The 19,824-nt window shown below is 58.4% G+C and carries 17 protein-coding genes; 8 read left to right on the top strand and 9 right to left on the bottom strand.

The features are described 5' to 3' along the window. The first annotated feature begins 9 nt into the window (after nt 1-9). A complete protein-coding gene (locus JUF21_RS02450; protein ID WP_203662933.1) occupies nt 10-891 on the top strand; it encodes a DMT family transporter in 882 nt (293 codons plus the stop codon). 104 nt (nt 892-995) lie between these two features. On the opposite strand, the gene JUF21_RS02445 is transcribed toward JUF21_RS02450, so the two are convergent. Then, nucleotides 996-1,517, bottom strand: coding sequence for a GNAT family N-acetyltransferase (locus JUF21_RS02445; protein WP_203623705.1), 522 nt, complete (start codon nt 1,515-1,517; stop codon nt 996-998). A 21-nt stretch (nt 1,518-1,538) separates the two neighbouring features. Then, on the bottom strand, nt 1,539-1,793 hold the full coding sequence (locus JUF21_RS02440; RefSeq protein ID WP_203623706.1) for a hypothetical protein: 255 nt from the start codon (nt 1,791-1,793) through the stop codon (nt 1,539-1,541). Nucleotides 1,794-1,952: 159 nt separating this feature from the next. On the opposite strand from JUF21_RS02440, the gene JUF21_RS02435 reads away from it, so the two are divergent. Continuing rightward, the gene (locus JUF21_RS02435) at nt 1,953-3,443 is read left to right on the top strand and encodes a glycoside hydrolase family 1 protein (RefSeq protein WP_203623707.1); all 1,491 of its coding nucleotides are present in this window, start codon (nt 1,953-1,955) and stop codon (nt 3,441-3,443) included. 100 nt (nt 3,444-3,543) lie between these two features. Here the strand turns inward: JUF21_RS02435 and JUF21_RS02430 are convergent, their stop codons facing one another. The 6 genes from JUF21_RS02430 to JUF21_RS02405 all read right to left on the bottom strand — a co-directional run bounded on the left by JUF21_RS02430 (nt 3,544) and on the right by JUF21_RS02405 (nt 11,341). Continuing rightward, nucleotides 3,544-3,843, bottom strand: coding sequence for a hypothetical protein (locus tag JUF21_RS02430; RefSeq protein ID WP_374706432.1), 300 nt, complete (start codon nt 3,841-3,843; stop codon nt 3,544-3,546). Nucleotides 3,844-4,126: 283 nt separating this feature from the next. Then, nucleotides 4,127-6,961 (bottom strand): cation-transporting P-type ATPase, encoded by a 2,835-nt coding sequence (locus JUF21_RS02425; RefSeq protein WP_203623709.1) that lies wholly within the window; start codon nt 6,959-6,961, stop codon nt 4,127-4,129. Nucleotides 6,962-7,158: 197 nt separating this feature from the next. Continuing rightward, nucleotides 7,159-9,117, bottom strand: a complete 1,959-nt coding sequence (locus tag JUF21_RS02420) for a hypothetical protein (RefSeq protein ID WP_203662931.1) — start codon at nt 9,115-9,117, stop codon at nt 7,159-7,161. Continuing rightward, nucleotides 9,098-9,490: an LPXTG cell wall anchor domain-containing protein gene (locus JUF21_RS02415; RefSeq protein ID WP_203623711.1), complete on the bottom strand. Its 393-nt coding sequence runs from the start codon at nt 9,488-9,490 to the stop codon at nt 9,098-9,100. Before JUF21_RS02415 ends, JUF21_RS02420 begins: the two co-directional genes overlap by 20 nt. A 3-nt stretch (nt 9,491-9,493) precedes the next feature. After that, nucleotides 9,494-10,543 (bottom strand): DUF916 and DUF3324 domain-containing protein, encoded by a 1,050-nt coding sequence (locus tag JUF21_RS02410; RefSeq protein WP_203623712.1) that lies wholly within the window; start codon nt 10,541-10,543, stop codon nt 9,494-9,496. Between the two features lie 114 nt (nt 10,544-10,657). Further along, on the bottom strand, nt 10,658-11,341 hold the full coding sequence (locus JUF21_RS02405) for a WxL domain-containing protein (protein ID WP_203662929.1): 684 nt from the start codon (nt 11,339-11,341) through the stop codon (nt 10,658-10,660). A 562-nt stretch (nt 11,342-11,903) separates the two neighbouring features. On the opposite strand from JUF21_RS02405, the gene pyk reads away from it, so the two are divergent. After that, complete coding sequence (pyk, locus tag JUF21_RS02400) at nt 11,904-13,349, top strand: pyruvate kinase (RefSeq protein WP_125756421.1); 1,446 nt, start codon at nt 11,904-11,906, stop codon at nt 13,347-13,349. 170 nt (nt 13,350-13,519) lie between these two features. Beyond that, nucleotides 13,520-14,833 (top strand): NCS2 family permease, encoded by a 1,314-nt coding sequence (locus tag JUF21_RS02395; RefSeq protein WP_203623715.1) that lies wholly within the window; start codon nt 13,520-13,522, stop codon nt 14,831-14,833. 66 nt (nt 14,834-14,899) lie between these two features. On the opposite strand, the gene JUF21_RS02390 is transcribed toward JUF21_RS02395, so the two are convergent. Beyond that, nucleotides 14,900-15,502 carry a TetR/AcrR family transcriptional regulator gene (locus tag JUF21_RS02390; RefSeq protein WP_203662927.1) on the bottom strand — a complete coding sequence of 201 codons (603 nt, stop codon included), beginning with the start codon at nt 15,500-15,502 and terminating at the stop codon, nt 14,900-14,902. Between the two features lie 278 nt (nt 15,503-15,780). Here JUF21_RS02390 and JUF21_RS02385 point away from each other — a divergent pair, with 278 nt between their 5' ends. The 4 genes from JUF21_RS02385 to JUF21_RS02370 all read left to right on the top strand — a co-directional run bounded on the left by JUF21_RS02385 (nt 15,781) and on the right by JUF21_RS02370 (nt 19,776). Next, entirely contained in the window at nt 15,781-16,491 is a 711-nt protein-coding gene (locus JUF21_RS02385) for a WxL domain-containing protein (protein ID WP_203623717.1), read from the top strand. Nucleotides 16,492-16,563: 72 nt separating this feature from the next. After that, complete coding sequence (locus JUF21_RS02380) at nt 16,564-17,601, top strand: DUF916 and DUF3324 domain-containing protein (RefSeq protein ID WP_203662924.1); 1,038 nt, start codon at nt 16,564-16,566, stop codon at nt 17,599-17,601. After that, on the top strand, nt 17,598-17,921 hold the full coding sequence (locus tag JUF21_RS02375) for an LPXTG cell wall anchor domain-containing protein (RefSeq protein WP_203662922.1): 324 nt from the start codon (nt 17,598-17,600) through the stop codon (nt 17,919-17,921). The genes JUF21_RS02380 and JUF21_RS02375 overlap by 4 nt, the downstream gene beginning before the upstream one ends. Then, complete coding sequence (locus JUF21_RS02370) at nt 17,911-19,776, top strand: hypothetical protein (RefSeq protein ID WP_203623720.1); 1,866 nt, start codon at nt 17,911-17,913, stop codon at nt 19,774-19,776. Before JUF21_RS02375 ends, JUF21_RS02370 begins: the two co-directional genes overlap by 11 nt. The last annotated feature ends 48 nt before the right edge of the window (nt 19,777-19,824 follow it).

Genomic DNA, 19,824 nt, shown 5'->3' with positions numbered 1-19,824 from the left:
GAGGACCATTTGCGAAAAGAACAAACACGGGCCGGCCATTTGGCAGCGCTGTTCACGATTCTGCTGTGGGGGACGACTTATATCGCGACCAAGGTGCTGCTGCGGCATTTTGGCCCGCTCGAGATCTTGCTCACGCGGTTTGTGATTGGTTATTTGACGCTGCTCATGATGCGGCCCGGCCGCGTGAGACTGGCGCGGCCAAAGCAGGAATGGCTGTTTATTTTTGCCGGGCTCAGCGGCATTACCTTATACTACCTGCTAGAAAACTTAGCGCTGACCCAAACCACCGCCAGCAACGTGGGCATCATCGTCACGATCTCCCCGTTTTTCATGGCGCTGCTGACGGTCCTCTTTCTGCACGCCAAGTGCCCTAACCGCTGGTTTTACATTGGATTTGTGGTGGCGATGAGCGGCGTGATTCTGGTCAGCGACCACAGTGAAGCCGCGATGGCCGGTCATTGGCTGGGGGACGCACTGGCCGTTCTGGCCGCGCTGGTCTGGGCCGTTTATTCGCTCCTGACGGCCAAAATTGGGACGCTGGATGTGAATTTGATTCAGGCCACCCGCCACACGTTTTTCTATGGAATCTTGTTTATGCTGCCGCTGACGTGGCTGTTTGGCTTCAAGCTGGATTGGCATGAGCTGGTGCAGCCGGTCAATCTGAGCAACTTCCTGTTTCTGGGCATCGGCGCCTGTGCCCTGTGCTTTGTGACCTGGAGCTTCGCGGTGAAGCGGCTGGGGACGGTGCGGACCAGTGTTTACATGTACCTAGTACCCGTGATCACGTTGGGCTTTTCCGTGTGGCTCCTGCACGAGCCGCTCACACCGCTGATCATGCTGGGGGCCGCACTAACGCTGGTGGGCCTGTGGCTGTCCGGAAAAGCAGCCTAGCGCTGGTTAGCAAAAGACCCATGGCAGCATTGCCATGGGCCTTGGCTAAAATTCAGGCTGTTTCACGTGAAACGGGAGGGCAGGTCAAACCAAGCCGTTGCGCTTTAAAGCCCAAACGCCGGGTCGTATTCAAGCCGGCCGGACACGTTGTCCAGGCCGCCTTCGCGGATCGGCTTGATCATGAATTCGGCGCCTGTGAAGGGACCGGTAATGTCATACTGACTAGCCGGCAGGTAACCGAAGCGGCCGTAAAATTTGGGGTCGCCAAGGATGCTGATGGCCATGCGCTCGTCTTCGCCGGCCTGCATTTCCAGGTATTTGATGAGGTTGCTGCCCACGCTTTGGTGCTGGTAGGCAGGCAACACGGCCAGCGGGGCCAGGACAAACACCGGCCAAGTTTGCGCGTCGCTGATGATTTTGGCCTGGGACAGCAAGGCACTGCCGATCACGGCACCGTCGTCGCTGGTGGCAATGACATCGTAGTCGGGATCGTAGGTGGGACTTTTGCGCAGCTTGGCGACCAGCTCGGCTTCGTGGCCATCGGTGTGGGCAGCGCCGGCAAAGGCCTGTTTGATGACGTCAAGGCTGGCGTCAAACTGGTTTGGGGTAATTGGTTTGATTTTCATGGTAAAGCTCCTTTTTAAAAATTACGCGGCGAACAGCATGGCGACCAGGGTCCCAGCGGCGAGGACGAAGCCCCAGGGAATCAGGCGCTTGTAGACTGGCTGTAGGTCGCGCTTCAGGGCAAGGGACAAACAGAGCGCGCCGACCGGAGGGAAGATCAAGGCGAGCCAGCCGATTCGGTGCAGCCACTGCAAGCCCAGCTGAGGAATGAGGTAGCCCACCGCAAGCAGCAGGATGAGCACCCAGTCAGGCGCAGTGGTGCGGTCAGGTTTAGCCATGGTTTGTGCCTTCTTTCTAGTGACAAGCGTAGCACATCAAGTCGCCGTGGCGGGTCTTGAATAAAAAAGTGGCATCGTTTTCACGATTTCTGGGTTACACTGATCATGTCCGCTGGCAGCCTTTGGTGACCAGCGGTGAGCCAGAAAGGAGTTTTTAACTTGGCATTTGATGATCACTTTTTGTGGGGCGGCGCTACTGCCGCCAACCAGTACGAAGGCGGCTACCGCGATGGTGGCAAAGGCCTGAGCACCGCTGATGTGATGACTGCTGGGGCTTACGACAAGCCGCGCCGGGTCACCTGGAAGAACCCGGTGACCGGCGAAACCGGCGCCACCGCGATGCAGTTTGGCCAGGATGGCCAGCAGGTCCCAGAAGGCACCGAGCCGGCAGTATTACCCGGGGAATATTACCCGAGCCACGTGGCGACGGACTTTTATCACCATTATCAGGAAGACATTAAGCTGATGAGCGAAATGGGCTTTAAGGTGTTCCGCCTCAGCATCAACTGGGCGCGGATTTTCCCGAACGGGGATGACAAAGAGCCTAATGAGGCCGGCCTGGCCTTTTACGATCACGTCTTTGATGAATGCAAAAAGCATGACATCGAGCCGCTGGTGACGCTGTCGCACTACGAGACGCCGCTGCACCTTGCGATTAAGTACAACGGCTGGGCGAGCCGAAAGCTGATCGACTTCTTCGTGAAGTACGCCACGACCGTCATCGAGCGCTATAAGGGCAAGGTCCACTACTATTTGACCTTCAACGAGATCAACATGATCGACATGAGCGGCTATATCGGCGGCGGCATCATCAACGCCACCGAGCAGACCAGGGCGCAGGGCGCACATAACCAGTTTGTCGCCAGTGCCCTGACGGTGCGGGTGGCCCACAAGATCGATCCGGATGTCAAAATCGGCCAGATGCTGGCCTACAGTCCGCTGTATGCGTTGACCGCTGACCCGAACGATCAGCTCAAGGCGCAGGTCGACATGCAGGACACCTACTTCTTCTCTGATGTGCAAACTGGTGGCCACTATCCGGCTTACCGCCTGAAGAAGTACGCCCGCGACGGCATTAAGCTGGATGACACCCCAGAAGATTACGAGTTGCTGGCGCATTACCCGGCCGATTTTCTCAGTTTCTCCTGTTACGGCTCCAACACCGTTACCACACACAAGACCGAGGGCAGCGACGCCGGCAACTTTATGATGGGTGTCAAGAATCCGTACCTGAAGACGAACGCCTGGGGCTGGGCAACCGACCCGCAGGTGCTGCGCATTGCGCTGAACAACCTGTACGATCGCTATCACAAGCCGCTGTGGGTCGTTGAAAACGGCATTGGCTGGGCCGATGAGCTCACCGCCGATGGGAAGATCCACGACAGCTACCGCATCGAGTACCTGCAGCAGAACATTGCCGCCATGCGCGACGCCGTGACGCTCGATGGGGTCGATTTGATGGGCTACACGATGTGGGGCTGCATCGACCTGGTCTCCGCCGGTACCGGCGAGATGAAAAAGCGGTACGGCTTTGTCTATGTCGACCGCGACGACCAGGGCAACGGCACGCTGAATCGCACGCCGAAGGATTCGTTCTACTGGTACAAAAAAGTCATCGCCACCAATGGCGAAGATCTCAGCAACAACTAGTTTTAACTGGGCCACTGACACGGATCGTGCCGGCGGCCTTTTTTGGTTTGAATGGCGCAAAAAAGCCCAACCGCTGGCGCGGCTGGGCTTAGTGGCAACTTCAGACGAGCGGTTCGTAAACCAGCTCGACCAGGTTCTTGTGCGACGCGATGTTGATGCCGGAAATCGGCTGGTCGAGGATCTTCTGGTACTCGTCCAGCACATCGTTAGGCAGGGGCGTTTGCAGGTGCAGGTCGTCGATCACGTCGCTCGAGGTGTCGGTGGTACTGAGGTCGGTGAAGAGGTCAATCTTGCTCATGCAGTCGAAAAGCAGGTCGCTCAGCTGCGATTGCGGCTTGCCGTTGCCGTCAATGATCACGACTTGCGAGTGGTTCAGCGGTTGGTGCTCAATCTGGAGCATTTTGATGGCGTGATAAACATCCACAGTTTTCACCTCACTATTGTTACCCCGATTGTAGGCATTCTACCTGGAAAATACAACGGCGAAACTGGGGGCAGGGGCGGAGGATGGTCTCCGGCGGGATTCGACTGGCGACGCGAAGCTAGAGCAGTGGCCACCGCTTCGAGCCTCGCAAGCGAGTCTCTCAGTCGGGGCAAATTGTAGGCGACAAGTCGCCAACAATTTCTTCACTGCTGAGCCGATCCCGCCTCCGACCATCCTCCCTCTGCTCCCCGTTGGGCCTTCAATCGGCCTCTGGGATTTCGTTAGGTGAAGCGGACTGGGATTTGCCACCTTTTCCTGGCCGCAGCGCCCAGTAGAGTTCCTTCAAGCCGGACAAGACAAAGGTTGGGACCGCCGGGAGGAAGATTACCGCCGCGTAGAGCTCAGTGGTCAATGGCGCCGTGCCCATGACCTCGTTGAAGAACGGCATCAGGGTCACCAGCAGGGACGCGCTGGCGGCGAAGGCCACCGCCATCAGCAGGCGCGGGTTATTGAAGGGGTTGCGGCGGAATAAGGTGCGGGTGCTGCGGGCGTCGAACACGTGCCACAGCTGGCCGAACACGAGGGTCAAGAAGGCCAGGGTCTGCGCCTGGGCGGCCGGCATCCCGCTCGCTGCCCCCCAGATAAAGGCGACATAGACCAGGCCGCCCATCACGGTGCCGCGCAGGAAGATGCGGCCCAGCATGCCGGACAAGATCGACTGCTTGACGTTGCGCGGTGGGCGCTTCATGAGGTCGGCTTCTGGGACGTCGTAGCCCAGTGCAAAGCTCGGCAAGGCGTCGGAGACCATGTTCACCCACAGTACCATCAGAGCGGTCAGTGTCGGTGTGGTGGCGGCGACCTGGCCAATCGGCTGGGTCATCAGCAGCACCCCAAATAGCAGGGCGAGGACCTCGGCGACGTTGGTGGTCAGCTCGTGGCGCATGAAATTTTTGATATTGGCAAAAATGGTGCGGCCGGCGCGGACGCTGTTTTCAATGGTGGTGAACTGGTCGTCCAGCAGGATCAGGTCGGCGGCGTCTTTGGTCACCTCGGTGCCGTTGATGCCCATGGCGATGCCGATGTCGGCCGCGCGCAGGGCCGGTGCGTCGTTGATGCCGTCGCCGGTCATCGCCACGGTTTCGCCTTGGCGCTGCAAGGCATGCACGATGCGCTGCTTGTGCTCAGGAGAAACGCGCGCATACACGCGGATGTCCGGCGCCAGGCGGAACAGGGTGTCGTCGTCCATGGCGGCCAGCTGCTTGCCCTCGATGACGCGGGCGTTCGGGTCGGTCACAATGCCAAGTTTCAGCGCGATGGCGCGGGCGGTCACCGCGTGGTCGCCGGTGATCATCACGACATTGATGCCGGCCTGATGCAGCTCGCGCACGCTTTGCCGCACTTCTGGACGCGGCGGGTCGATGATGCCGGCGATGCCCAGCAGCGTCAGGTGCTGCTCGAGCTGCTCGGTGGTGCCGTGCATGGCGAGGTCCTCGTCAATGTCGCGCACCGCGACGGCCAGGGTGCGCAGAGCCTGTTCGGCGAAGCGGTTGACCTGGGCCTCGACGGCGGCGCGGCCTTCTTCGATCGAGACCAGCTGGTTGTGGTCCTCGATCAGGTCGGTTTTCGCCAGCAGCACGTCCGGTGCGCCCTTGGTCAGCACCTGGTACTGGCCGCCGTCGTTGATCACCACGCTCATCATTTTGCGTTCGGAATCAAATGGCAGCTCGCGGATGATGTCGATGTCCAGGGCCTGGTCCTTGTTGAGGACGGTGTCGCGGTCGACGCCGGCCTTGTGCCCCATGACAATCAAGGCCACGTCGGTGGGGTTGCCGTAGGGCTGTGAGCGGCCGTCCTCGTCCGCCTGGATCGCGGCGTCGTTGTTCAGGACGCTAGCCAGCATGAAGCGGGTGAAGCCTGGGGTGTTGTCTTCCTCATCGGGCAGAATCTCGCCGACGGGTTCGTAGCCATCGCCCTCGACCACGTAACTGGCTCCGTTGGCGTAAAAGCGCGTGACAGTCATCTGGTTGCGCGTCAGCGTGCCGGTTTTGTCAGAGGCAATGTAGCTGGTAGCGCCGAGGGTCTCGACTGAGTTCAGCGACTTGATCAGGCCGTTGTTCTTTGCCAGCATGGTCGCACCGATCGTCAGCACGATTGACCGCACGGCCGGCAAGGCATCGGGAATGGCGGCCACCGCTAAGGCGATGGCGGTTGACAGGGATTCGGCAAGGACCTCAAAGGACAGGATGCCGGTTTGCTGCACAGCCTTGACCATTTCGAGGATCAGGGTCAAGGCGACAATGATGATCGCGACGATCATCAGCTTTTTGGACAGGGCAGCAATGGTGCGCTCGATTGGGGTTTTCTTGGTTTCGACCTGGTTGAGCAGGGTCGCAATTTTCCCCAGCTCGGACTGCATCCCGGTGGCCACGACGACGCCCAGGCCGTTGCCGTGGGTGACTGTTGCCCCGGAGAAGCCCATATTGGAGCGGTCGCCGACTTGGGCGTCGCCGGCGAGGGCGTGGGTCTGCTTCTGGACCGGCTCGGCTTCCCCAGTCAGGTGGGCCTCGTTGGTTTGCAGCTCGGCCACATGGAGCCAGCGGACATCGGCTTCAATGAAATCGCCGGTTTTGACGCTGACAATGTCGCCAGGGACTAGCTGGCTGGCCGGCACGGTTTCCCACTCCGAGTCGCGCAGGACCTTGGCGTGGTGGTCGGCCATGACCTTCAAGGCGTCCAGCGACTTCTGCGCACTTTTGGCCTGCCAAAATGACAGGCCGGCATTAATGAAAATCAGTAGGAGGATCGCGATGCTTTCGTACACGGCGGCCATGCCGTGGGCCGGGTCATCGCGCACGAAAAAATCGTAGCCGGCGCTGGCCCATGCAAGCCCGACGGCAATGAACAGGATGATGACCAGCGGCTCCTTCAGGCTGAGCAGGAACTGCTTCCAGGCCGGGGTCTGCTTGGCCTGAGCCAAGGCGTTTTCGCCGTACTCGCTCAACCGCCGGTCGGCCTCCTGTTGAGTTAGGCCGGTGCTGCGGTTGGTGTGCAGGCGATTAAGGACATCTGCTTTGTGTTCGTTGTGGGGGTTCATTTTCTTCCTCCTTAAAAGACAAAAGGGCACGGCGTCCAAGCGACTTTCCTCCCCGAGAAAGCAAACTTGAGCGCTGCGCCCAACCGAATGTCTAGTATTGATTACCTAAATCTTACCGGAACGATAATTATGTTGTCAAGTTCACCGGCTCAACCACTAAAAAAGCGACCGCACGCGGCGGCCGCTGTGAGTTGCGATTAAGCATCCGGTGGGGCCACGGTCAACGTCCAGGTAATGGTGGCGTCATAATGCCCTTTTTTAACCGCGGGGTATTTGCCCATGGTCAGCCGTAAGTTGTTGATCGAAGCCGGCGGAGCGACCGTTGCGTTTTGGAACAACGTGGTCGGCTCAGGCGCGCCGTCTTGGAGCTTGATGGTCTGGTTGTTGTAGTTGAAGCTGATGACCGTCTTCTCCGGGTGATAGCCGCTGCCCAGGGGGAAGCTAGTGGTCATTTGGGCGGTCAAGCTGCTTTTCGCATCGCTGGGGATCTGCGCGGCAATGCCGCCGGCGTATTCGATCCCTTGGTCGTCGGTCACCCGGCCTGGCACGGTGAAGCCCGTCACAAATTGAGCCACGCTGAGGTTGCCGAAGTTGAAACGCGCCGGGACGCTCAGCGAGAGTGGTGGCTCGATGACCGCGGGGACATCGACGGTGGCGCTGATATGTGCGTTGTTGCCGATGATGGCTCCGGCGTCTTGGCCGGTCAAGATGGCACCGGGGGCAGTGGTGGTCGCTGCCATGATCGGGGCGGACACGGTGTAGGTCTGGCCGTGATTCCTTTTCTGGAAGGCGGAGAGTCCCGCCACGGTAATCTGATGCACCACCTGAAATACGTGGCCGTTGCGATCGCGGACAGAGGCCAAGGGGCCCACCGGGAGGCCGTCGCGTGGGTAGGCATGGCCAAGCGCCGTGAGGGTCACTGGGACCTTGCCGGTGCTATCGACGACAAAGCCGTAGTGGTTATCGGTCTTCATCTGGAAGGCCAGGTTCTGGCCGTTATTGGCGTCTTGCACCGGCCAGTCTTGCTTACTTTGATCGCCGTTGTAGGTCACGGTATAGACTTGCTTGAGCCGAGTGCCGCGGTACACGGCGCTTGGCGCTGGCTCATCATTTGGCGCCTTGATCGCTGTCTGGGCGCCTGCCGAGACGAGCCCGGGAATGGTTTCAAAAGTGACAATGGCATCTTCAAAATTCTCGCCAGTTGACCCAGTGAAGCCCCAGTAGACGTTGGTCCCGCCAAAAATGGCTTGGGATTGCGCCTTGGTCCAGGTCAACTGCTTTTTTAGAAAAGTCCCATCCGTCAGCTCAACTTCAAACTTGATGGTGCCGCCGCCATCCGTCGCGGCGTCGGGTTTCCAGTCTATGGTGACGGTGTGCCACTTGCCATCATTGAACTGCTGGCCGGCTGCCAGCGCTTGGTAGCCGCCCAGTCCTTTGTGTGTGGCCTTGTTGTCCAAACTGTCTAGGCCGGACGTGCTGCTGGCGCTGCCCCACACCAGTCCCAGGTTTTCGCCGACCGCATACCTAGTGTACTGATAGTCCGTTTGCCCCGGAAAGCCCCAGCCGACATACTGTTTCTTACTATCAGCGGGATAAGTGACATTTTTGTCGAGCCAGTCGGCGTTTTTGTAGGGGTCAAAGACAATCGCGAAACTTCTCGGCAGTGCGCCAGGAGTACTGCCTGTGTTGAGCTGCCAGACCCCCAGACCGGCGCCGTCATCGTAGGGCCGAGTGGGCCGGGCGCCACCGGTTAAGGCAAAGGCCATCCCGTCGGCGGGCTCAGTGTTGGTTCCAAAGTAGATGTGCATTTTACTTGAAAAAGGCTGCGTCAGAGAAATCGGATCGATGCTCCAAATCGCGCCAGATTGGTGCGGCACTTTGTCCTTGGTGACTAGGGCGGCAACGTTAGTTCCATCAAGGCCAGTCAACACCTTGGGTGATTCTGTATTTTTACCAACGGTCCCCAGCACTTGGTTGAACGGCACGTACAGTTTTTGACCCGTACCTGGGTCAATCGGCTCTGGTATGTTAATTTCGGGGTCAGAAAGCCAGCTGGCGGCCTGAACGGTGGGGGTGACAGTCAGGCCGGCGGCGATCGTGAGGCCGGCGATCATGGCAGCAAACGCCACAGAACGCTTAAAGAATGTCCGGTGCATCAATCCCCACCTCCTTTTTCGGCCGGGTGGTGCGGGCCACGCCCAGCAGCATGATCATCCCGATCAGCGTGAGCGACCACGGCTTGGCCTCACCGGTTTCCGGTAGGCGGCGCCGGCCTTGGTCGCCATCGGTATCCGGCAGGCGATAGCGGACGGTGTGGTTGCGCTGCGTCCCCGGTAACGGGTCGATTGGCTGGTGAGCTGGCAGTGGCTGGTCAGGGGCGGCCGGTTGAATGTGGTGCGGGGATGCGAGCACGGTGAACTCAGCGGTGGTCGTGCCGGCCGCGGCGGCAGCCGGCCTGGCCGGCCCCGCGGTGAGCAACCCGCCGAACACGCCGCTGCTAATGATGAGCAATTTTTGCCAGCGTTTCATGCGTCACGCCTCCTTTGTTTGGTTGGCACTGCGGCGCCGGCGACTGAAGAAGATGATCACCCACACCAGTGTGGCCAGGCCCAGACCGATCAGCAGCCAGCCCCACCACGGCATGATGAACGGCCGCTTCAGTTGCAGCTGGCGGTTGATCTTGTCCGCCTGGGCCGTCAGAATCGAAAAATTGCGGCGCCAGTGCCAGTTGCCATTGGGGCTTTCAATCTTCAGGTCTAAGGTGTAATCCCCGGGTTCCAGCGCGTTTTTCTGCAGGATGCCGTAATCAAAATGCGAGTTCGGCGCGACGGCGTAGTTCGTGTGGCTATTTTGCATCACGACGGTTTTGGTGTTGCGCCGGTAGACTTTGGCCATGAAGTGCATTTTGCCCCAGAAGCTCGGCGTGGGATTTTGAATGGTGGCGAGCACCCCAGGCTGGTTGCTTTGCACGCCGGCGCCGACGCCCGTCAATTTCAGGTCGTGCTTGACGTAGTTGACGGCGCCGGGGCTGGTTTGCAACTGGACGCCGATCACGGTGGCAAACTGGTTCTTCAACTTAATGCCGTCCGTCTCGCCGCCGGCCGATTTTTGCTTGTCGACGATGTACAGCCCGCCGAGAAGCACACCCTTGAAGCCTTTAGCCGGGATGGTGAGGGTGACGGTGGCGTTGCGCGTTTGGCCAGGGGCCAACACGATGGTTTGGGAGGGCTGTCCCAGCTCGGCCAACCGGTATTCAGCGGAGCCATCTCGCGGCCCGCCCGGGGTGTAGCCAATCACGCCATTGTGCTGAGTGAACGCGGTTGTCAAAGACAGGTGCAGCGTGCGCGGCGCACTGGACTGGTTAGTGACGGCCACCGTTAGATCCTGTTTTTGGCCAGGCTTCACGATCAAGTCGAAATAACTGGAGACGGAGGTGCGCTGGTTGTTCGGAATCACCGGGCTCACGGTGTACTGGGCGCCATTGTTGGTGCCGCTGGCGGCATGAACCGGCTGTCCGGCTAGGCCCAGCAAGGCGAGCCAGCTAGCAATAATGAGGCTGAGGCGAATCTTTACGCGCGTCATGGCTGAATCCTTTCTCACGAAAAAACGATCGCAGGGGCCGGCCCTCGATCGTTGTGGCAAGCCCAAAGAGCCAAGGGCTAACAGCTTTTCAAACTCATTTGGCGAACCTTGGCGTTAAGGCTGCGGGGTGCTGGTCAGCGTCCAGGTGATGGTCGCGTCGTACACCCCTTTTTTGACGTCTGGCTTAGCGTTGATGTGGAACTTGGTGGCACCATCGACGCTGGCCTGATTATCGCCTTGACCCAAATCCTTTGCGGCGGTCCAAACCATTGCTGCCGTGCCGTCCGTATTCAGGTCAGCCACCACCGGGTCTGGCGTGGCGGTGTTGGACTTGTCGACATCGCCCAGGGCCAGACTCAAGATACCGTCCAGTTTCTGCGTGTCATCAGACACCAAAGTTGGCTGGTCGATGCTGGCGGTGAGGACCCAGCCGTCGCCGGTCCCGCGCAGGTCGGAGACCTTCAGTAGGGTGTTATTCTCCGCGGTATCTCCGGTTGGGTTTTGGACCGTCCCATCCACGTAGGCTAAGTCGGTTCCAGCAATGATTTTGGCGATCGTCGCGTCTTCAAAGTGCAAATCCGGCGCCTTGACCAGCCAAAGATTCTCATTCTTGCTCCCTGGCGTCCCAGTATGCCCACCATCCTCAGTGGGTCCACCGGCGGTGACTTCGAATTCAGCGCTCGTCGTTGCGGTGATTGATGATCCATCATCCGCGGCGAAAACGTCCACCGGAGTCAGTGCCGCAGCACCAATAAGTGCCAGTGCGGTCAAACTTGTCATCAACTGTGTCTTTTTCATAATTGCCCCTCCTTGAATAATATCTGCTTAGCGCGTCAACCCGGACCGATCGCTTACCCAAACGATGGCCACCCAAGCCAACTTTTTGCCTGCTTGGTTGTTTCAAATATAGCATGATTCAGTTTGATAAATATTCCGTATTTTGAAAAAATTCTTTTCTAAATTTGGAAGAATAAAATACCTGGCAGATTTTTTAATAGAAATGATTACGTTTTCAAGAACGAGTATTGTCAGTGTGAGCAGGTCGGGAAGCAATCGAACACGTGCTGCCGCTACGCGGAATAACGGCACACAGACTGCCCTTTTCAAAAGAACGCCCGGCTATTTTGAGCACTAAAAATCCCGGTTCAAAATGCGAAAGTAAATATTGTTCAAGCCACGAACCTTATGCGATTTTAAAGCACTCAGACTGGTTCTGCTTTGCTAACCGCGGACTGGCCAACATGATCGTGATCACCAAAAAGAAAGCGTTTGTATAATCGCCCGGATTCTTCTAAAATGAACTTGTGACTGCATTCACGTAGTCAAATTAGCAGGGCAATCAAAAGTATGGAGGACAAACATGCGCAAGACAAAGATCGTGTCGACTCTGGGGCCGGCATCTAATGACTTAGAGACCATCGTCGCCTTGATCCACGCGGGGGCAAACGTGTTCCGTTTCAACTTCTCCCATGGTGATCATCCCGAGCAGCTGGGCCGGATGAACCTGGTCAAGCAAGCGATGAAGGAAACTGGTATCAAGGTTGGGCTGATGCTCGATACCAAGGGCGCGGAGATCCGCACCGGCGAAAACGTTGACGATGCCGTGTTCCACTACGACACCGGCGACAAGATCATCCTGACGATGAACACGGGCATCCAAAACGTCAAGGACCGCATTGACGTGACCTACGCCGGGCTGTTTGACGACGTGGAAGTCGGCGGCCAGATCCTGTTTGATGACGGCCTGCTGGGCACGACCATTTTGTCCAAAGACGCCAAAAAGCGCGAACTGACACTGGGCGTGCAAAACCCAGCGGAGCTTGGCAGCAAGAAAGGCGTCAATGCGCCTGGGGTATCCCTGAAGCTGAAGGGGCTGACCGACAAGGACCGCGACGACATCAAGTTTGGCGTCGAGCAGGGCATTCACTTCATTGCGGCCAGCTTTGTCCGCAAGCCAAGCGACGTGCAGGACCTGCGCGACCTGCTTGAAGAAGTCGGCGGCCAGGACGTGCTGATCATCCCTAAGATCGAATCGCAGGAGGGCATCAACAACGCCGACGAGATCATCCGGCTCGCCGATGGCGTCATGGTTGCGCGTGGCGACATGGGCGTCGAGATCCCTTACGAAGAAGTGCCTGCCGTTGAACAGGAGCTGATCCACAAGGCCAATCTGATTGGGAAACCGGTCATCACCGCGACGCAGATGCTGGACTCGATGCAGGAGAACCCGCGGCCGACCCGCGCCGAAGTGACTGACGTGGCGTTTGCCGTGCTGCAAGGCACCGACGCGACGATGCTGTCAGGCGAGTCCGCTAATGGCGACTATCCAGTCGAATCCGTGCACACCATGGCCGTGATCGACGAGCGCGCTGATAAAATGCGGCCGCTGCACAGCCCAGTGCTAAATGAGCTGAAGCAAAGCGGCTCCATCACCACCACGACGGCGATTGCTGCGGTCACCGCCGCCGAGCGCGTGTCCGCTAAGGCCATCATCACGCTGACCTCCAGCGGCTACACCGCCCGGCAGATCAGCCGCCTGAAGCCAGCAGCGCCAATTATTGCGCTGACTTACACGGAGCGCACGGCGTCGCAGCTGCTACTGTCATGGGGTGTGACCCCGATGGTGCTGCCGAAGGGCGACGCCTATGAAGACCTGATTGCCCAGGCGGAGCAGCGCCTGATCAAAGAAGGGGTGGTGGCTGCAGGTGACGTGATCGTCATTGTGGTCGGTTTACCCTTATATCAGGCGGGTTCAACTAACAACGTGCTGATCTCGCGGGTCAACGAGGACGCCGCAAAAGACTAGTAAACCCGAACAAGAGAGAGAAGTCGGCGAAGGCCGGCTTCTCTTTTTGTCTAAAATCGTGTAAAACACGAACGTTAAATAAGAAAAATTGTTCTGTTTACAATTTTAGCCGAATATTCTATGATTGATTCCGTGCTGATTTGAAAATTTCAGAAAGCAGGCAATCATTCATGAAACAAAAGCTCCTGGATTACTTTGAAGTCGCGGAATTAGGTAGTACAGTCCGGCGTGAAATTTTGGCCGGGTTCACCACATTCATCTCAATGGCCTACATTCTGTTCGTCAATCCGTCCGTGCTCGGTGCGGCCGGCATGGATAAAGGCGCCGTCTTCACGGCGACCGCCTTGGCCAGTGCGCTGGGCTGTATCCTCATGGGGGCGCTGGCCCGCTACCCGATCGCGACCGCGCCGGCTTTGGGCATCAACGCCTTCTTCGCTTATTCAGTCGTCATCGGCATGAAAATTCCGTGGCAGACGGCGCTGGCCGGCGTGTTCGTCGCCAGTCTGATTTTTATTTTGATCACGATCTTCAAGCTGCGGGAAATGATCATCGATGCGATTCCCGCCGACCTGAAGTACGCAATCTCCGGTGGCATCGGGTTGTTTATCGCCTTTCTGGGCCTGAGCAACGGGAAGCTGATCACCGCTAACAAGTCCACCATTGTGGGTCTAGGGTCGCTTGAGAACCCGCTGGTGTGGCTGACGATTTTCGGCTTGGTCGTGACCGCCATCCTGATGGTGCGCAAAGTGCCTGGGGCGATTTTCATCGGCATGGTGCTGACCACGCTGCTGGGCTTGGTCACCGGCCAGATCAAGGCCCCGACCGCACTGATTGCGACGGCGCCGAGCCTGAAACCGACATTCGGCGTGGCGGTGATGCACATCGGCGACATCAACACGCTCCAGCTGGCGGTCGTGGTTCTGACTTTCCTGCTGGTCACGTTCTTTGATACCGCCGGCACCCTGGTCGGGCTGGCCAACCAGGCGGGCTTCATGAAGGATAATAAAATGCCGCGGGTCGGCAAGGCGCTGGCCTCAGATTCTACCGCCATGCTGGTCGGCTCGGTGCTCGGGACCAGCCCGGTTGGGGCCTATGTTGAATCCTCAGCCGGCATCGCGGTCGGCGGCCGTACTGGGATTACCGCCATCACGACCGGCGTGATGTTCCTGGTTGGGATGATCTTTTCGCCCCTGCTCTCGGTCGTGACCGACCAAGTCACCGCGCCGGCGCTGATCATCGTCGGTGTGCTGATGGCGCAGTCGCTACGCAATATCAACTGGTCGCAGCTGGAAATCGCCATTCCGTCGTTTCTGATTCTGATCGGCATGCCGCTGACCTACAGCATTTCCGACGGCATTGCGCTGGGCTTCATCATGTACCCGATTACAATGCTGGCGGCCCGCCGCGGCAAGGAAGTATCCCCAATCATGTACGGCCTGTTCTTCGTCTTCATCGGGTTTATGTGGATTCTGAACGTGGGGTGATTGGTTTTTAAATTGGAAAAATGTGGCAGTGCTGACCAGTTGGTCGCACTGCCTTTTTGGTGTCGGCTAAAAGTGAGTGGTGCTTGTTTGGTGCTGCACTGGTACACTGGCGGTCGCGCCCACAATGCCCAGGCCGGTGAGGACTTGGTCGAACTCGGCGAGCTGGCAGGCTAAGGTTGGCACGGCCTGACTGTCAGGCTGGTTGATGAGCGCTGTGATGAAACTGTACGTCAAAATAGCCAGGTGCTGCGCGATTGCCGGCAGATGAGCCAGTTTGACGCCGCGGCGGTTGAGGTCACGCTGATAAAGGGCGGCGATGTGCTGGATCGCCACCCGCGTGAAGCTGACCTCCACCGTGTCGATTTTGCTCAGCAGCCGCGCGTGGCAGAGCAGCGCTGGGTCCTCACCATCAGGGGCAACCATTGCGGGCAGATGACACTGCCCCAAAAACAGGGCCGTCAGCTGGGTGGTGGTGGCCTGAATCAGCGCGCTGGCCAGCGCAAACTTGTCCTGATAGTGATTGTCAAAGGTCGTTTGCCCAATTTCCGCGCGGCTGGCCAGTTGGCACACGGTGGTGGCGCCGAAGGACTCCTCGCACAGCAGTGCATAAAAGGCGGTCGTAATGGCCCGCCGAGTTTTGCGGACTCTCAGATCATTTGGATTTAACACATTATCTTCTCCTCACGCAGACGATTCGACTCTGGCGAAGTGAGTTAGGTTCCGACTGCATTGTAGTCGGGTGCCTTTTTGGGATACAAGCATTTGCACCCGGGTTGTGGGCACTCAAGGCGCGCTTGCCCCGAAACGGTCAGCTGGGTTCAAACCGCCACCAACTCCTGGCGGGGCGCGCTTATACTACCGGTGTTTAGAGTATTGAAAATGGTGAATACTCTGACGATGTGTGTTGACCAATTATTGTGTGACATTCATTAGGGAGGGTAATCGAAATGAAGAAGACATTATTTGTGACTGCTGCGGTCGTGGCAATGACGGTAGCTGGTGCGCTGACCGGCGCCCAAACCGTTGCGGCGGGCTCTGCCTCTGGGTCGACCAACGCAGAGTTTACCGTGGATGCCGGTAGCGGTGGCACCGACGGCGGGGATCACGGCACGGACGGGGATGAAAACCTGATTCTCAACAAAATTCCAGATCTGCATTTTATGCTCAACGGGGCCAATCCGAAAGTCGGTGACATCATTGCAGGGACTACGTTGAGGTATGCCGATGGCGTGACGAAACAGACTGGCGACAAGGCCGAAGTCCAAGATGGGAGCATCGAAGTTCTGGACTATCGCGGCACCAACGCCGGTTGGAAACTGTCCGCCAAGGTCGGCAAACCAACAAATGGTACTACCACGCTGGAGGGCACGTTGACGCTGGCTGCAGCGATTTCCAAATTCACCAATGTGGGTGCGACAGGGACTGTTGGCGGCGCCATGACAGCTGGCGGTGACAACGTCCAGATATGGCAAGCAAAGGCCGCTGTTGCGGGGACTGACGCAGACCATCCTGCGACTCCTGGTGAAGGGACCGGTGCCAACGATGCGACTGTCGGTGCTGGTACGTCATTTAAGCTCACACCAAACGCTAGCGCCACCACTGGTCAGTACGATGCGCTTGTCACCTGGACGCTGGCTGGCACACCTGAGATGAACTAAATCTCTGTGCGCGCCACCATGACGGCCAAGGATTTGCCTTGGTCGTTTTGCTTATAGATTGGGGGGACAGGCGTGAAGGTGCGGAAATGGTTAATAGGCGTGATCCTGATCGCCGGCAGTTTTTGGCTGCAAACCGGGCGCGTGGTTCAGGCGGAAGGCGCGAGCTTTTCGGTGGCGCCGCAGATTCCTGAGAATCAGCGCTCGGCGGTCTCGAATTACTATGATCTGGTGGTGAAGCCAGGGACGACGCAAAATCTGACGCTGGCCGTCACCAACCGGACGGCGGAAGTGCGGCACGTGCGCCTGAGTGTGACCGACGCATGGTCGCAGTCGAATGGGCAGGTCAGTTACGGCCCCGGTGCGCCGGCGGACGACTCGGCCGAGTATCGCCTGACCGAATTGGCCCCACCGCCGATAACGCTGACCCTGGCGCCCAAGGAAGTCAAAACTGTCACGGTCCCGCTCAGGATTCCCCAAGCCGGGTTCCGCGGTGCCCTGCTGGGTGCGCTGTATCTGGTGGACAATGAGCGCTCGGGCGGCGAAGATAGCGGCGGCGTGGCGATCCAAAACCGGTTTGCGACGGTGGTGGGCGTGCAGCTGCAAACCTCGACTGGCGCAATCAATAATATCGTGCCGCATTTGAAATTATTGGGGGTCGGGGCCGGTGTGCACGACAACCAGCCGTGCGTCTTAGCGACGCTGCAAAATGACCGGCCCACCTATTGGGGCAAAATGCGGTTGAAGGCGACGGTCACCAAGCGCGACCAAAAAGCCGTCGTGATGCAGCGCGAGGCGGCTAATTACGCGGTCGCGCCGAACTCCCACTTCAATTTTGCGGTGACCAATCAGCAGGCGCTGGACCCCGGTGACTACACCCTGAATCTGGCGGTGACCGGGCCGCACGGGCAGTGGCAGTTCCGCCGCAATTTTTCCATTCTGGTCGGTGAGGCGGAGAGCATCAACAAGGAGGTCGGCCTCAAGCGGCGGTTCGTCATGCCGTGGTGGGGTTGGGTGCTGATCGGCCTCGCGCTTCTGTTAGTGGTCGCGGCTTGCTGGTGGGTGCTGCACCGGCCGAGCAGGTCGCTGCTTCGCGAAAGGAGGGAGGCATGATGCGCCGACTACGCATTGGGTTGATCGTGCTCGTACTGGCGGTGATCGCCGCGCCGGCTTCAATGGTGAGTGCAAGCACCGCATCGGGGGCAACCGTTGCCGAGTTTGTGGTGACCGGGAAAAGGCCCCCACCGCAGGAGCCGGCGCCCCCTCCAGTTGTGGACTATTCTCCGCATGACCTGTTGCCTGGCACCGGTGACATGCGGCAGTTGCCAAACACTGGTGATCGGACCAATCACTGGCTCGTGATTCTTGGCGGAGTTGTGATCGGCAGTTTGGGCCTGACAGTGATGGTGAGGAGGGATGATCGTGAAGCATAAAGGTTTTGCGTTCATCTCTATCATTATTGCGGGTGCCCTGGCTATCGGCAGTCAGACCGCCGTGGTTAAGGCCGCGCCCGCGGTAGATTACCTGCCTTGGCTGACCGGCTCATACCCAGAACCGATTGACCCCGCCACAGGGCTTCCGGCCTTTGTCCCGTTTGAAGAGGTGATGAGCCCCCTTACTGGGACGAAGGACTCCAGCAAAGTCCTGACAAATGGAGATGGGAACCACGTCGCCGTGCAGGTGACTGACGGGCCGACCCAAAGTGGCTCAATCTGGAGCATTTACACGCTGGATCTGACCAAGAGCTTCGATGCACGAATGAATCTTTACTTTAATAACGGCACAGATTTAGGCGACGGCATGGCGCTCGTCATGAGCGGCACCAAACCAACCCAGGTCTACGGCATTGGCTCGGCGCTTGGCATCTGGCGGTCTCAGCTTAGAGATGGCTCGAAAACAGACGCGCTGCCCAAGAGCTTTGCCATTGCCTTTGATACCACGGATAATCACGATCGCCAGGACCATAACGTCGTCCAAAAGAAGGCGGGCCAGTACGTTGGTTGGGGCTATCCCGCGCAGCCTAACCAGTCGGCCAAAGGGTTAGGGAAGTTAGACACCGGGCTCGAAGACTTGCCGATTCAGTGGGCCTCGGGCAACAGCTATGGCAATCCGGGGTTGGGCGGTTACCAAGCGCTCGACAATGCAATGACTGACGGCACATGGCACCCGCTGCACATTCATTGGGAGGCAACAGGTGACGGTGGCGGCACGTTCTCGTTTCACTTCGCTGTCGGCAGCGAGGTAGTTGACAAGTCACTGACTTGGGATAACGCAGATGTCTCTCGGTACTTCGGCGGCACAACCGTATACTGGGGCTTCACTGGGACGACTGGGGCGTACGTTGAAGATGCAGTGGTCGCTTTTCAAAGCATTCCCGGGGTGCTGGATAACAGTATGACGGTCGATGTGGCTCAAGGCACTGTGTATCCGCGCACGACATTAAGTCAGAATTACACCATTACTTACGATCCCAACGGCAGCCTTCAGGCCTGGCCGCAGCCGAGCAATGGGCAGCAGAGTTCCTTGTACGCCCAGCTGCTAACTGGCAGCCACTACGGGTTTGTGATGGCCGATGATGGCAACGTTCACCTTGACTTGGGTGGCGGGCAGGGGTTGTTAGCTGAGGCCATAGCCGGTGAGAAACCCCGCGATATGACCGATCGGGCCGGTAACCCGGTGAGGGTCGTGAATAAAATTGCGCTGGATAACATACCGCCTTTTCCCAAAAACACGACGGTGCAGGAACTTAAGTTCAGTGCCCCAATCATTGCGACCGATGTAGGTGGTGCTGAAACAGTCTCCGCTGGTACCGTAATTGGTAATAACGGCCAGGCAACGACAAACGTCTCGCTGCCTGCGGTGGTACCGGAGCCTTTGGCCCTCGACTCGGTGCCAAGTTTTACTTTTGGCGAAGGCAGCGCACCGAAAATTACGGTGGGTGAGCTGATCGATGGCCTGAACGCCAAGCTGGGCACTGCCTCGGGGAACATTTCTGCCGCGATTCCTGAAGGCGCGACCAACCGCCTGACCGCCAAAATGGCCCCGTTTCAGCTAGGACCAGGCTACCAGGCCGGCAGTGCGCACCTGACTTTTAAGTACAACGGGGCCATTCGCACGCTGACTGACGACAACAGTGAGACCGAGCTCTTTAATGTGACCGGCAGTCAGTTGCCTGAAGGCGCCGTTTTACAGCCGACTTTGACAATCGCGCCATATCCACACGCGACCGTCGGCCAGCACAGCACCACGATTGAGTGGACCCTGACGTCCACACCTGTAATGAAGTAAACAGGACGCAGAAAAGGCAATCGACGCCGGTCGATTGCCTTAATTGTT

It is taken from the genome of Lacticaseibacillus sp. 53-4 (assembly GCF_016861805.1).
GTDB lineage: Bacteria > Bacillota > Bacilli > Lactobacillales > Lactobacillaceae > Lacticaseibacillus.
This window is presented reverse-complemented; position numbering and strand designations above follow the sequence as displayed.

What these genes read in the sequence shown, in the direction of transcription:
- JUF21_RS02405 (WP_203662929.1), bottom strand. Translation starts at nt 11,341, where the DNA reads ATGAAAAAGACACAGTTGATGACAAGTTTGACCGCACTGGCACTTATT.
- pyk (WP_125756421.1), top strand. Translation starts at nt 11,904, where the DNA reads ATGCGCAAGACAAAGATCGTGTCGACTCTGGGGCCGGCATCTAATGAC.
- JUF21_RS02395 (WP_203623715.1), top strand. Translation starts at nt 13,520, where the DNA reads ATGAAACAAAAGCTCCTGGATTACTTTGAAGTCGCGGAATTAGGTAGT.
- JUF21_RS02420 (WP_203662931.1), bottom strand. Translation starts at nt 9,117, where the DNA reads ATGCACCGGACATTCTTTAAGCGTTCTGTGGCGTTTGCTGCCATGATC.
- JUF21_RS02425 (WP_203623709.1), bottom strand. Translation starts at nt 6,961, where the DNA reads ATGAACCCCCACAACGAACACAAAGCAGATGTCCTTAATCGCCTGCAC.
- JUF21_RS02375 (WP_203662922.1), top strand. Translation starts at nt 17,598, where the DNA reads ATGATGCGCCGACTACGCATTGGGTTGATCGTGCTCGTACTGGCGGTG.
- JUF21_RS02445 (WP_203623705.1), bottom strand. Translation starts at nt 1,517, where the DNA reads ATGAAAATCAAACCAATTACCCCAAACCAGTTTGACGCCAGCCTTGAC.
- JUF21_RS02385 (WP_203623717.1), top strand. Translation starts at nt 15,781, where the DNA reads ATGAAGAAGACATTATTTGTGACTGCTGCGGTCGTGGCAATGACGGTA.
- JUF21_RS02415 (WP_203623711.1), bottom strand. Translation starts at nt 9,490, where the DNA reads ATGAAACGCTGGCAAAAATTGCTCATCATTAGCAGCGGCGTGTTCGGC.
- JUF21_RS02410 (WP_203623712.1), bottom strand. Translation starts at nt 10,543, where the DNA reads ATGACGCGCGTAAAGATTCGCCTCAGCCTCATTATTGCTAGCTGGCTC.
- JUF21_RS02440 (WP_203623706.1), bottom strand. Translation starts at nt 1,793, where the DNA reads ATGGCTAAACCTGACCGCACCACTGCGCCTGACTGGGTGCTCATCCTG.
- JUF21_RS02430 (WP_374706432.1), bottom strand. Translation starts at nt 3,843, where the DNA reads ATGCTCCAGATTGAGCACCAACCGCTGAACCACTCGCAAGTCGTGATC.